Source organism: Streptomyces sp. NPDC031210, from assembly GCF_055570395.1.
On sequence record NZ_JBVIHH010000005.1, the window covers coordinates 315,804 to 329,042 of the forward strand.

Sequence of the window (13,239 nt, forward strand, 5' to 3'; positions counted from 1 at the left end):
ACCCCGCTCCGCGCCGTAACCGTCACAGGAATGTCCCCAGAGATCTTGGTGACTGTTACACAACGTACGGATCGCCGTTAAGGAGACTCCGTAGCGTTCGGGACGTCAGCTTGTCAGCGGCCGCTGCCCCGACCGGGCGCCAGGAGCCGCTCGCCGACACGACAGCTCCATACAGCACTTCCGCACTTCTGCCCCGCAGCGCATCGCGCCGTACGGCACCGTCCACGCCGTACCGCACCGCGCCGCACCCATGGCGGCCCGAGCCGCCCACGACGAGGAGTACCCATGCGGGCCCAGCGCCGCTCCGTGATCCGCACCGCCACCGTCGCCGCCGGTGCCCTGGCCGTCCTGCTGCTTCCCGCGGGCGCCGCCTTCGCCGCCGATTCCACCGCGCCCACGGGCGGCCGGACCTCGATCATGCTGCCCGACAACGGGCTGGCCGGGCTCGCCGAGAAGGCCGGCCATCTGCCGAAGGCCGGGCTCATCGGGGGCGCGGGTGCGCTGGGTGCCGTGGGCGCGGGCGTCGCCGTACACCGGCGGCGCCAGGGGGACGGCACGTCCCGTACGGCCGGAGTGGCCATGGCGGCGGCCCGGTCGCGACAGGACGGCGGCGCGCAGCGAGCCTGATCGAGCCGAGACGACGAGCGGTCATGACTGGCGAGCCTGGCCGAGCGGACCTGCTGACCCAGCGGACCTGCTGACCCAGCGGACCTGACCGAGGCCCCCGCGAGGAGACAGCGCGGCGCACCCGCCCCCGCCTCCTCTCACTGACCTCCGCCCGACGGGCCGGCACCGCCGGCCGGGCCGGCCCCACCGCCCCCTCCCCCACAATCCCCCGCCCGCCCGTACACCACGACCCGGGCGCCCCGGACCTCGCGTCCGCCGCAGACCTCGAACGCATCCCGCAGCGTGGCGCGTTTGGCGATTTCCTGATCGTTGCCGTCGATCGGCTGGCCTTCGGGGTCGCCGGCGACGACGATCCGGCGCGCGGTGAGCATCCGGTCCCGGATCGCGTCGCCGGACCGCTCGGTGCCGTAAAGGGTGTGCGAGGCCAACGGGCTCCGGGCCAGGGCGAGATCGCGCAGCCCGTGGAACGCGTCCGGATCGACCGCGCTCCAGATCCGTCGCCGGGCCGGCATGAAGAGCAGGCCGTCACCGGGTGCCGCCACCTCGCGTACGGCCTCGGCGACCGCGGTGACGTCGTCGACCCGGCTGTCGGGGCTGCGCAGATGGACGTTGACGGGTACCAGCGCCGCCACGGCGACCGCCAGCGCCACCGTCCGCCGCAGCCGTCGGCCGCGGGTCTGGCCGCCCTCGCCGGCCGGGCGCAGCAGCCGGGCGAGCGCGGCGCCGGCGAGCAGCGCGAAACCCGTCACGTAGTAGAGGACGTAGCGATCGACGTAGGCGGGTTCGACGTGGGAGAGGAGGAGCAGGAGCAGGGTGGGGAGGAGGAGCAGGGCGAGTGCGAGGGGGCGCAGGCCGATCGGGCCGCGGGAGCCCATCGGGATCCGGGCGCAGGCGATGCCGAGGAGGGCGAGGACGGCGAAGGTGAGGAGCTGCACCGGATCGGGCCACATCAGCCAGCCGATCTGCGCGGACTGCCGGATGCTGAACACCGCGAGCGGCGCCAGAGCGGCGAAGACGGTGACGCAGGCGAGGGCCCAGGAACGCAGGACGCGGCGCGGCAACCGGGCCAGGACCAGCGCGGCACCGTGGGCGGGTAGCGCAAGCGCGGCGAATTCGTGGAGCAGGCAGGCGCACAGCATGAGCGCGGTGTAGCCGAGCCACAGTTTTCGGCGCGGGCGGGCGGAGGCCAGGACCAGCAGGTACGTGGACCATACGACCAGCGCGCAGACCATCGCGTACGAGCGTCCTTCCTGCGCGTACTGCTGCACCACCGGTACCAGCGCGAGGGTGACGCCGGCGAAGAGTCCCGCCCGGCGCCCCGCCAGGCGCTGCCCCAGGAGGGCGACCCCCGCGGCGGCGGCCGTTATGGCGGCCACGGACGGCAGCCGCAGGCCGACCATGTCGCCGAAGAGGCCGTCGAGAGTGGCGCCGTAGACGACGAACCAGAGGTGTATCAACGCGTAGTACAGGCCGTGTACGACGTCGACGTGCTGAAGCGTGGGCCACAGGTCGCCCAGGGCCCGGTGGGCCATGTCGTAGGTGACGGCCTCGTCCCGCCATATGGCGTCCTGCCGACGGACGCCCCACGCGCCCAGGACCAGCATCAGCCCGGAGGGCATCAGCACCACCGCGCTCCGCGCCGCCCAGGTGCTTCGGGCGGCCGGGGAAGGCGCGAACGTCTTGTGTCCTTGCACTACGTCGATGACGGACTCCGGTCACGCACGGGACGGGACGGAACGTAAGAACGGAACGTAAGAGGTCGGGAGGGAAGAGGTGGAGAGGGAAGAGGTGTTGGCTCCGGGCGGGGGCGGATACGTGCCCGCCGCCGTCCCCGGAGCCGTGCCCTCACAGTCGACCGGTTGGCCGGCCGATCGACCGACCGGCCAACCGTTCAGTCAACCGACCGACCGATCAATCGACCGATCAATCGATCAACCGATGCGCGTCAGCTTCGCTCCGAAGGTCGGCTCGACCAAGTCCTTCTGGAGGACCACCGCCACCTTCTGCCGGCTCTCGCCGTTGCCGACCGTCAGCATGCCGACCTTGGTGCCGGCCTTGGCCGTGTGCGGAAGGGGCTTGCCGCCGTCACTCATCGAGAAGGTCGCCTTCAGCCCGGCCCAGCCGGCGGCCGACAGGTCCTTGGTCGCGACGACCGGGGTCTGACCGCCGAGCCCGTCGTCCACGTAACCGACGACCTGCCCCTTCTTCACCACGGTGTCCGACACCAGGGCGTCGCGCGCCGCGCTGATGACCTTGGAGGTGTTCTCCAGGGCCAGCTTGAGGTGCGCGTTGGGGTCGGGGCTGTTGGTGCGCTGATCCATCGTCACGCCGAGCAGCAGTTGGTCCTTGCCGCCGACGGTGCGGTAGCTGGACCACATGAACGCGCCGCCGGCCGCCGAACTCGACCCGGTCTTGATGCCGCTCACCTCGCCGGACATCGTCGTCAGCAGGCTGTTGTTGTTGTAGAGCCGGACCGGCAGGCCCTCGATCTGGACGTTCTCCGTGCGGACGACCTCACGGAAGGCGTCGTTCTTCATCACCTCTTCAGCGAGCTTGAGCTGGTCGACCGCGGTGCTCACGGTCGCCTTGTCCAGGCCGCTGGGGTCGGTGTACGTCGTCTTGGTCATCCCCAGCTTCTTCGCGGCGGCGTTCATCTTCTTCACGAACGCGTCCTCGGTGGTGGAGTCCCAACGAGCGAGCTGGCGGGCGGCGTTGTTGCCGGACGGGATCATGAGCATCTGCAACATCTGGTACTCGTTGAACCGCTGCCCCGCCGTGAGCGGCACCCGCGACTCGTCCTTCCTCTTCGAGTCCGCCTCGGCCTCCGCGTCGATCGTGATCGTCTCGCCCTTCTGGCCCTTCTTGAGCGGATGATCGCGCAGGATCACATAGGCGGTCATCGCCTTCGCGACGCTCGCGGTCGGCACCGGCTTGGCCTGGCCCGACGTACCCATGCGGCCGACGCCCACGACCTCCACCGCGGACTGGCCCTGGTCCGGCCACGGCACGGAGAGCTTGCCGCCCTTGAAGGTGAAGGCGGTCGACGAACCGACGGCCAGCTCGGGCGCGGGCAGCGGTCGCACCGACTGGACGACCACGAAGATGATCCCCAGCAGCACCACCAGCGGGGTCCAGATCTTGAAGCGGCGTACGGCCACCCGCAGCGGGGTCTCGGGCGGCGGCGGGGTGTTGGTGAGCTGCGCCAGCAGGTCGAGCGGCGGCAGCGGTTCCTGCCGGGTGCGCTCGGACTCGGGCAGCGCGCCGGGCTCCGTCTGGGGGCGGGCGGGGGCGTCGGCACCGGTACCGGCGGTGGCTCCCCTGGCGGCCGTCGCTCCCGTGGCCGCGGGGGGCGTGGTGGGCTTCGCGGGGCTGGTGGGCTTGGACTCGGCGGGCAGTGGCGCCGCGGCGGGCTTGCCGGACGGCCGGGTGGGCGTCCTGGCGGGCGTACGGTCCGCCGTCTTGCCGAGCGACTTCTCCGCCGCACCGGCGTCCGTGGACTTCAGCGCGACGAACTGACTGGTCCGCTCGACGTCCCGCTCGGCACCGCGGGGCTTGGCCGCGTCCTTGGCGGCGCCGGACTTGGCGTCGGCCTTGGCGTCGGCCTTGTTCTCGGGCTTGTCGGCTTCGTTCTCGGGCTTGGCGCCGGACTTGTCCCCGGGCTTGGGGGCGGCCTTCGCACCGGACTCGCTCTTGGCGCCGTCGGTGGCCTTGGGGGCGTCGTCGGCCTTCGAGCCGTCGTCGACCTGCGGGGCCTTCTCGGCCTTATCGGCTTTCGGGGTGCTCTTGGCGGCCGGCGGGGTGACCTTGAACGCGGTGGTCGGCTGGTCGACGGGTCGGTCCGCCGCACCCTTCCCCTTGAGCTTCGCAATCGTGAACGCGCGGGTGGCGTCGTCTACGGGCTGCGCGTCGGCGGCCTCGGCGTCGTCCCCGTCGTCCTTGGGGCCGTCCTGGGCCCCGTCCTTGGCGCTGCTCTCGTCGTCGGCTTTGGCCTTCTGCGGCCCGGCGCCGACCGTCTTGAACACGGCGGTCGGCTGATCCACGACCTTGGGCGCGGCCTTCGCCTCAGACTCGGAGGCGGAGTCAGGCTCGGAGGCCGAGTCGGACTCGGCGTCAGACTCGGAGTCGGGGACAGAGGCAGGGGCAGGCACGGAGTCGGCCTTGGCGTCCGGCTTGGGCTCGGCCTTCGCGTCCGACGTGGCGTCGGCGCGGGTCTCATCCTCGGCCTCGGAGCCCGCACCGGCAGCGGCATCGGCATCGGCTCCGGCCTCGCCCTCGGCACCGGTCTCGTCGTCGGCTCCCGAACCCGATGTCGCCGCCGAGCGCGAATCCGCAGCCTCGTCCGCCGGAGCGTCCTCGTCGTCCGTACGCGCGACCCAGGCGGCCACCGCCGCCCGCAGGCGGTCGTCGCCACCCCCGGAGCCCTCGGCCCCCGCTTCGGCCTCCTCGTCCCCCGCCTCGGCCTTCTCCGCCTCCCCGGACTCCCCGGACGGCTCGGACTCCCCGGACGGCTCGGCGTCCTTCACGGAGCCCCGGCTCGTCTCGGTCTCGTCCTTCACGGACTCCCGGCCCGTCTCCGACCCGGCCTTCACGGACTCCTCGCCCGTCTCCGACCCGGCCTCAGCGGCCCCCCGGCCCTTCGCCGGCTCCGCCTTCGCGGTCTCGGACGTCGGCTTGGTGGCCGGGCGTTCGGACGCCGGCTTCTTCGCCGGTTCGGCCGGCTCCTCGCGGAGGACCGTCAGGCGCGGATCGCGTTCGCTCCGCGCCGGCTTCCCCGACGACTGCTTCTTGTCCGACTTGTCGGGGGACTCGCCCGCCACCGATGTCTCCTTCATACGTCGCACTGCTGCCTGGCCCAGTGTTCCCAAGTGTCCTGTGTCCGCGTGGCGCCACCTCGCCGCCACGCGAACCAGTACGTGCCGCACCCCGCGGATGTTGTCGCCGACGTGCTAGACGAGAACGACATACCTACCGGTTCCCTACCGAACCCCCCACGCACCCTCGACAGATGAATGTGAGAGGGGTCACCCTGTCATTCATCCACGCGGGGAGGCATGGATGGGCAGGAGCCGCAGAACAATTCCGGAGGAGCTTCTGCTGCTCGCTTTGGACCCGGCCACGGGCACCACAGCGCAGCCGCAGTCGCTCGACCTCGGCCTGGCCGGGGCCCAGCTAGTAGAGCTGGCTCTGGCAGGACGGATAGCCCCAGACGGGGATCGTATCGCCGTGGTGATGCCACGGCCGACAGGAGATCCGACTCTGGACTCCGCGCTCGAACTGCTGCGCCGACGCGGCAGTCCGGTGCGCGCGGTCCACTGGATCGGCGGGCCCCGACTGGGGCTGCGCCAGACGTATCTCACGCACCTGGAGCGGTGCGGCATGGTGCATGCCGTGGCCGGACAGATGTGCGGGGTACTGCCGACGACGCGCTACCAAGCGACGGAGTCGGCCATCAGCCGGGAAATCAGGGCCCGGCTGGACAACGCGATCCGCACCGGCGTACCACCGGACCCGCGGACCGCGGCGCTCGCCGCGCTGGCCCATGCGGTCGGACTCGGCAAGCATCTCTACCCCGGCAACGAGGGGCGTTCATCGCGCTCGCGTCTTCGGGATCTGATCCGGCACGACCCGATGGGCGGGCTGGTCGCACACGCCGTCATGGATGTCCAGAACGGCGCCGCGGTCCAGCCGAGGCGTACGCAGGCCGCCGGAGCGGCACCGGGCGCGGTCCCGGCACCCGTCAGGCAGCCCGCGGTCCGGGCCACGTCGGAACCGGCGGGCATGCCGGTCCAGTCGCGGCACCGGCACGGCAGCATGGCGCGCGTCGGCGCCCGCTGACCTACGCCACCGCACCACCGGACGCAAGAAGCCGGACGCGCAAGGAGCCGCACGTGTAACGGAGTCGGACGCGTAGGAGCCGCACGCGTAGGAGTCGGACGCGTCCGGAGCCGGACGTAAGAAGCACGCCCCACACGCAAGACACCACAGCACCACCAGCCCCACCAGAACCACCAGAACCACCAGCACCGCAGAAACACCACCGCACCCCCGAACGCGAGCTCGGGCGCCACACGCGCATCGCGCGCGCGTCACCGTCCCAGTGTCCCGTTCGGGAGCCACGGCAAGAGAGCGCGGGGTGGCGGGCGGCTGTCCTCGACGACGGCCGACCGCCACCCCGCGCGCATGCTCGCTCGCCTTCTGTGTGCATTTCACTGCGCGGCGTCGACCCGGAGTGGCAGTCTGCTGAACAGGAAACGACAGCAGTACGGAGCCGGAGGTGCACGTCCCGTGGCGTCCAATGTCAATCCCACCGTCAGACGACGCCGGTTGGGCCAGGAGCTGCGCAGGCTCCGGGAGCTCAAGGGCATGACGGCGGAAGAGGTGGCCGAGCGTCTGCTCGTGTCCCAGTCGAAGATCAGCCGGCTGGAGAACGGCCGCCGCAGCATCAGCCAGCGCGATGTCCGCGACCTGTGCGGGGTCTATGAGGTCGAGGACCACCGCATAGTCGATTCGCTGATGCAGATGGCCAAGGATTCGCGGCAGCAAGGCTGGTGGCACGCGTTCGGCGACATTCCGTACAGCGTCTACATCGGCCTGGAGACCGAAGCGGCCTCGCTGCGGGTCTACGAATCGCTGCTGGTGCCGGGCCTGCTCCAGACGCCGGGGTACGCCGAGGCGGTCATCCCCGGCACGGTCCCCGAGCTGGCGCCCGAGCAGTTGGAGAAGCGCATCCAGGTCCGGATGCGGCGCCAGGAGCGGGTCAATGATCCCGACCGGCCGCTCCGGCTGTGGGTGGTGCTGGACGAGAGCGCGCTGCGGCGGGTGGTCGGCAGCCACCTGATCATGCGGGAGCAGTTGGACCACCTCGTGGAGGTCAGCCAGCTCCCGCATGTCACGGTGCAGGTGCTGCCGTACGACACGGGTGCGCACGCCGGGATGTCGGGGACGTTCTCCATCCTCGAATTCGACGACGCGTCCGACTCCAGCGTCGTGTACATCGAGGGCGTCACCAGTGATCTGTATCTGGAGAAGACCAACGACGTGCACAAGTACACGATCATGTACGAGCATCTGCGCGCCCAGGCGCTGAACGCGGACCAGAGCCGGGAGTTCATCGCCGCGGCGGCGAAGACGCACGCGGATGAGATGGGCTGAGCGGTGATTGAGTGAGGGGGGATGACTGCGGGGTCACCGACGGGTCACCGGGTGGTCGCTCGGCGGTCAGGAGCAGTCGACAGTAATTGTTGAATGCTCACCGAGTGGCCGAAGAGTAGTGGCGGAATGACTGATTCCGTGTGGAGGGATCGCACGGTACACCTGCGCCGAGTTCCTTGGAAAGAGATCAAGGAATATGCCATTCGGACGGGTGAACGGCCCCTGTGCCAGGTGATGTTGGCGCGTAGCGTCAGCACTACCGAATCCGCGGCAACTCAGAGTGAGTCGGAGTGAACATGGTCATCCAGCCCAATTCAGCGTTTACCTGGACGAAGTCGTCGTACTCCGGTGGCAACGGCGCGTGCGTGGAGATCGCCGTGCCGACCACCGCGGCCATCGCGGTGCGCGACTCCAAGGACCCCGACGGTCCGCGGCTCACGTTCGACAACTCCGCCTGGAGCAGCTTCGTGTCGGGCGTCGCCGGCGGTTCGTACGACGCTCCGTAGCCGACCTCCTCGACCGCGGTCCGCGGTGCGACGGGACCGGCGGCGTGCCGGAGCCGCCGCCGCGCCGCCGCAGCCGCCCTTCGCGGCGCCGCGGCCCGTGTGACCGCACCGCAGAAACGAGCCCTCTCGACTGGATCGCCGTCCCGGCCGAGGGGGCTCGGCCATGCCCGCCCCCTGCCCCACCCCTCGCCCCCGCTCGCCTCCTCCCGCACGCACTACCGGAGTTCGGCCACGTAGCGGTCCGTTCCGGGGACGGTGGGCACGAACGGCGCGACGAGTTCCACCCGCCCGAGCCCCGACTCGGCGACCCCGGCCGCGCGGCCGGTGAAATGCGGCTCCCACGCGTCCCTCGGGTCCTCCTGGAGGAACCACAGCAGCGTCAGCCGCGTATCGACGCCCTCGACCTGCTTCACGTACGTCATCCGGTCGCCCGGCAGGGGCGTCGGCCTGAAGACGGTGACCATCGCCGCCGGTGAGCCCGCCAGCCGTCGCGGCAGGTGGCGGGTGCGCAGCCACTCGGCCAGTGCGGACCGGCGCTCGGGGCCGTCCGCGTCGATCACCTCCAGGACCAGCCCGGCGTACGGATGGTCCAGCGCGTGGAAATCGCGCGGGCCCGCCGCGCCGTCCCGGTAGACCGTCGCCACGTGGTCCTGGAAGGCGGTGAAGACGTGCGTGCGCGCGTGGTGGACGCGGCCGTCCCGGTTGAGGCGCTTGTTGATGGCGACGGTCCACTTCATGTGCTCGTCGTAGCGGCCTTCGGTGATCCAGTAGGTGGAGAGGTAGCAGCCGGTGGTGACCGGCCGGGCCACGGCGGAGTCGGCCGGGTAGCGCAGGAGTTGGAGATCTCGGGTGGCGACCCAGCGGCGGCCGGCGAAGATCCAGGGCATCGCCATCGCGCCGACGATGTAGTGGTCGTCCTCGTACCAGCGGTTGTAGGCGCGTTCGTGACCCGGGTGCGGCTCGACCATGGTGATCAGCGCGTGTCCGGGGTGCACGCCGTAGGGGCCGGTGGCCGCCAGGTCGGCGTAGCGGGCGCTGCCGGTGCCCTCGTCTTGGCGTGCGCCCTGGCCCGCACCTTGGCCCACACCTTGGCCGTTGTCGCGGCCTTCGTCTTGGCCTTCGTCTTGGCCTTCGTCTTGGCCTTCGTCTTCGGTCATGGGGAGAGGTCTAGCTGACGTGACGTCAGAAAGGGAGGGGTGCGGCACGGGTGGGGCGGCTCGCGGTGCGGTGGGGCGGTTCATCATGCGGGCAGGAGTGTGCACCGGGCCCCGGCCCGCTTAAGCTCCCTGCCATCTGCAGCTAACGACGGTTAACGCAGACCCCGAGCGATTGGAGCCGCCATGCCGGATGCGACCTTTGCCGATACCGCCGCCCCCGTCCCCCCGCTCGCCGCGCGCGCGGCGCGGACCGGCAGCTCGCCCGTACGCGACATCCTGGCGCTGACCGCCCGCCCCGAGGTCATCTCGTTCGCCGGCGGCCTGCCCGCCCCGGAGCTGTTCGACGCGCCGGGCATGGCGGCCGCCTTCCAGCATGTGCTCACCGACAATCCTCGGCGGGCGTTGCAGTACTCCACGAGCGAGGGCGATCCGGCGCTGCGCGCGGCCGTCGCGGCGCGCACCGCGGCGCGCGGGCTGCCCACCACGGCCGACGACCTGATCGTGACGACCGGCTCCCAGCAGGGCCTGTCGTTGCTGGCCACCGCGCTGCTGGAGCCGGGCGACGTGGTGCTCGTCGAAGATCCCTGCTACCTCGCGGCGCTCCAGATATTCTCCTTCGCCGGCGCCCGGGTGGTGCCGGTGCCGACCGACGACCAGGGGCTGGACCCGGCCGCGCTGGACGAGATCGCCGCGCGGGAGCGACCCAAGCTGCTCTACCTCGTGCCGACGTTCCAGAATCCGACCGGCCGGACGCTGCCCGCGGAGCGGCGGGCGGCGGTGGCCGAGGTGGCCGCCCGGCGGGGGTTGTGGATCGCGGAGGACGACCCGTACGGCGAGCTGCGTTTCGAGGGCGAGCCGCAGCCGTGGATCGCGTCCCTCCCGGGCGCCGAGGACCGTACGGCGCTGCTCGGTTCGTTCTCGAAGGTGATGGCGCCGGGGCTGCGACTGGGCTGGCTGCGGGCTCCGGCGGCGCTGCGGCGCGCCTGCACGGTCGCCAAGCAGGCCGCCGACCTGCACACGTCGACCGTCGACCAGGCCGCCGCGGCGCGGTACTTGGCCGTCGCGGATCTGGACGCCCATCTGACGCGGGTGCGTGACGCCTACCGCGAGCGGCGGAACGCGCTGGTGGACGGGCTGGCCGCGGCGCTGCCCGAGGGCGCGCGGTGGAACCGCCCGGAGGGCGGGATGTTCGCGTGGGTGCGACTGCCGGACGGCTACGACACGACGGAGCTGCTGCCCGAGGTCGTGCGGCATGACGTCGCGTACGTCCCCGGCGCGCCGTTCTTCGCCGGCCCGCCGGACACCGCGGCCGCCCGGCTGTCGTTCGTGACGCACTCCCCGGACGAGATCCGCGAGGGCCTGACGCGGCTGGCGACGGCGCTGCGGGGCGCGGGGCAGCGGGGAGCGGGGCGGCGGGGCGCGGGGCGGCGGGACTGAGGCGGGCGGAGCGAAGGGACGGCGGGACGGCCGAAGACCCCCGGGGCTCAATGGACGCCCCCGGTCTGGTTTTCCCGCCGGCCCGCACGTAACCTGACGAACCGTCAGAACGCTCGGCGTCCGTCAGGGTGCTCGGACTCGCCGGACTCGCCGGACCCGTCGGACCCGTCGGACCCGCCGGACCCGCCCCAGGAGGGCCTCCATGCCGCTGCGGAACAAGACCGTCGTCGTCTCGGGTGTCGGGGCCGGGCTCGGCCATCGCATCGCGGCGGCCTGTGTGCGCGACGGCGCGGCGGTGGTGCTGGGGGCGCGCACGCGGGAGCGTCTCGCCGGGTCGGCGGCGCGGATCGACCCGTCGGGGGAGCGTACGACCTGGCGGGTCACCGACATCGGGGACGAGGCGCAGTGCGAGGCGCTGGCCGCCCTCGCCGTGGAGCGCTTCGGGGGCATCGACGCGGTGATCCACGTCGCCGCGCTCGACTCGGTCTTCGGGGGCCTGCGGGATGCCGACTTCGACACCTGGCGCGAGGTGGTCGACGTCAATCTCCTCGGAACGCTGCGGATGACCCGCGCCTGCCTGCCCTCGCTCACCGCGCGCGGCGGCGGGTCGGTGGTGATGATCGGCACCCAGTCGTCGGTCGCCGCCCCCTCGCAGGTGTGGCAGGCGGCGTACGCGGCGTCCAAGGGCGGGCTGGTTTCGGCGATGTACTCCCTGGCGCGCGAGCTGGGGCCGGACCGGATACGGGTCAATACCGTGCAGCCGGGCTGGATGTGGGGCCCGCCGGTGGAGGCGTACGTACGGTTCACGGCGCGGAGCGAGGGGGTGACCGAGTCGGAGGTGCGGGGCCGGCTGACCGAACGGATGGCGCTGCCCGATCTGGCGACGGACGCCGACGTGGCGGAGGCGGCGGTCTTCCTGGCCTCCGACCGGGCACGCGCCATCACGGGCCAGTCACTCCTGGTCAACGCGGGCGAGCTGATGCGCTGACCGGCGGCGGTGAGCGGCCCCAGGTGAGGACTCCCGGTGAGGACTCCCGGTGAGGACTACGGGTGACGGCTCCCGGTGACGGCCCCCTTCGGTGAGGACGATCGCCGGGTCAGGCGCGCGGGTAGCGGGCCAGCCAGCCCGGTGCGGAGCCGGCCGGGCCGTGCAGCGCGGGGCCCTGCGTCATCTCCATGGCGAAGTCGTCGGCGAGCTGCAGGATCGTGTCCCGGCCCTCCAGCTCGACCAGCCAGACCGGCGGCAGCGCCGTCTCGCCGTGCAGCGTGCCCAGCAGGTTGCCGCAGATCGCGCCGGTGGAATCGCTGTCGCCGCCGTGGTTGACGGCGAGCAGCAGCCCGTGCCGGATGTCCTCGGCGACCAGCGCGCAGTACACGCCGATCGCGAGGGCCTCCTCCGCCGTCCAGCCCTCCCCCAGCGACTCCACCCGGGCCGGCGTCGGCATTCCCTGCCGTACGGCTCCCAGGGCGCGCTTGAGGGCGTCGGTGGTCTCCTCGTGGCCGGGGCGGGTGGCCAGGTGGACCAGCGCCTTCTGGACGGCGCCGTCGAGGTCGTCGCCGCGCGCCAGGGCGTGGCTGATGACGGCGAAGGCGCCGGCGGCCAGATAGCCGGTGGGGTGGCCGTGGGTCTGTGCGGCGCACTCGGCGGCGAGCTGGAAGACGAGCTGCGGCTCCCAGCCGACGAGCAGGCCGAACGGCGCGGAGCGCATCACCGCGCCGCATCCCTTGGAGTCGGGGTTCTTGGGCTTGTCGAGGGTGCCCATCACCTCGTCGCCGAGCCCGCTCAGGCAGGCCCTGCCGGGCGCCCGCCGCGCGTACAGCCACTCCTGGCGGGCGAGCCAGCCGTCGTCCTTCTTCCGCTCGTCCGGGCCCCAGTCGCGCTGGGTGGCGGCCCAGCGCAGGTAGGCGCGGTGCACGTCGGTGGGCGGGTGCCAGGCGCCGGTGTCGCGGCGGACCTGCGCCCGTATCAGGCCGTCCACGGTGAACAGGGTCATCTGGGTGTCGTCGGTGACCGCGCCGCGCCGCCCGTAGGCCGGCACGAAGTCCGTGACGCCCTCCTGGCCGTGCGCCTGGCGGATCGCGTCGAGCGAGTCGAACTCGATGCCCGCGCCGAGCGCGTCGCCGATCGCGCCGCCGAGCAGGCAGCCGCGCACCCGGCTGCGGAAGTCCTGCTGTTCGGCGCGGCCCCAGATGGCGGTGTTGCCTGCCGTCGCGCTCACTGCGCCCCTCCAGAAGCTCACAACGTCCCGGGGCCTTGTGGACTCCCCTGGCGCAGCACTGTAATCGACCGGGATTGATCAATTTCAGGCCCGGATCGTATTGTGAACAGTGGACCGGCGGGCGGCTTTTGACCGGTGCGC

Annotated in this window: 10 protein-coding genes; 6 read left to right on the forward strand and 4 right to left on the reverse strand. The window is 72.0% G+C overall.

Going from position 1 to position 13,239, the window contains the following annotated elements; all coding sequences use genetic code 11:
• Positions 1-285 precede the first annotated feature (285 nt).
• Entirely contained in the window at positions 286-627 is a 342-nt protein-coding gene (locus tag ACZ45Z_RS12755; protein ID WP_468360568.1) for a hypothetical protein, read from the forward strand.
• Between the two features lie 137 nt (positions 628-764).
• On the opposite strand, the gene ACZ45Z_RS12760 is transcribed toward ACZ45Z_RS12755, so the two are convergent.
• On the reverse strand, positions 765-2,246 hold the full coding sequence (locus ACZ45Z_RS12760) for a glycosyltransferase family 39 protein (protein ID WP_468360806.1): 1,482 nt from the start codon (positions 2,244-2,246) through the stop codon (positions 765-767).
• 312 nt (positions 2,247-2,558) lie between these two features.
• A complete protein-coding gene (locus ACZ45Z_RS12765; RefSeq protein WP_468360571.1) occupies positions 2,559-5,444 on the reverse strand; it encodes a D-alanyl-D-alanine carboxypeptidase in 2,886 nt (961 codons plus the stop codon).
• 238 nt (positions 5,445-5,682) lie between these two features.
• Here ACZ45Z_RS12765 and ACZ45Z_RS12770 point away from each other — a divergent pair, with 238 nt between their 5' ends.
• From ACZ45Z_RS12770 to ACZ45Z_RS12780, 3 genes are all read left to right on the forward strand, one after another.
• Positions 5,683-6,462, forward strand: coding sequence for a GOLPH3/VPS74 family protein (locus tag ACZ45Z_RS12770; protein ID WP_468360574.1), 780 nt, complete (start codon positions 5,683-5,685; stop codon positions 6,460-6,462).
• Between the two features lie 450 nt (positions 6,463-6,912).
• Entirely contained in the window at positions 6,913-7,779 is an 867-nt protein-coding gene (locus tag ACZ45Z_RS12775; RefSeq protein ID WP_468360577.1) for a helix-turn-helix domain-containing protein, read from the forward strand.
• Between the two features lie 296 nt (positions 7,780-8,075).
• Positions 8,076-8,285 carry a DUF397 domain-containing protein gene (locus ACZ45Z_RS12780; RefSeq protein WP_468360809.1) on the forward strand — a complete coding sequence of 70 codons (210 nt, stop codon included), beginning with the start codon at positions 8,076-8,078 and terminating at the stop codon, positions 8,283-8,285.
• A 215-nt stretch (positions 8,286-8,500) separates the two neighbouring features.
• Here the strand turns inward: ACZ45Z_RS12780 and ACZ45Z_RS12785 are convergent, their stop codons facing one another.
• A complete protein-coding gene (locus ACZ45Z_RS12785) occupies positions 8,501-9,442 on the reverse strand; it encodes a hypothetical protein (protein WP_468360579.1) in 942 nt (313 codons plus the stop codon).
• Positions 9,443-9,625: 183 nt separating this feature from the next.
• Between ACZ45Z_RS12785 and ACZ45Z_RS12790 the strand changes: the two genes are divergently transcribed.
• Both ACZ45Z_RS12790 and ACZ45Z_RS12795 read left to right on the forward strand, forming a co-directional pair.
• On the forward strand, positions 9,626-10,879 hold the full coding sequence (locus tag ACZ45Z_RS12790) for an aminotransferase-like domain-containing protein (protein ID WP_468360581.1): 1,254 nt from the start codon (positions 9,626-9,628) through the stop codon (positions 10,877-10,879).
• A gap of 202 nt (positions 10,880-11,081) precedes the next feature.
• A complete protein-coding gene (locus ACZ45Z_RS12795) occupies positions 11,082-11,867 on the forward strand; it encodes an SDR family oxidoreductase (RefSeq protein WP_468360584.1) in 786 nt (261 codons plus the stop codon).
• Between the two features lie 109 nt (positions 11,868-11,976).
• Here ACZ45Z_RS12795 and ACZ45Z_RS12800 read toward each other — a convergent pair whose 3' ends face one another.
• The gene (locus tag ACZ45Z_RS12800; RefSeq protein ID WP_468360587.1) at positions 11,977-13,098 is read right to left on the reverse strand and encodes an ADP-ribosylglycohydrolase family protein; all 1,122 of its coding nucleotides are present in this window, start codon (positions 13,096-13,098) and stop codon (positions 11,977-11,979) included.
• Between the last annotated feature and the right edge of the window lie 141 nt (positions 13,099-13,239).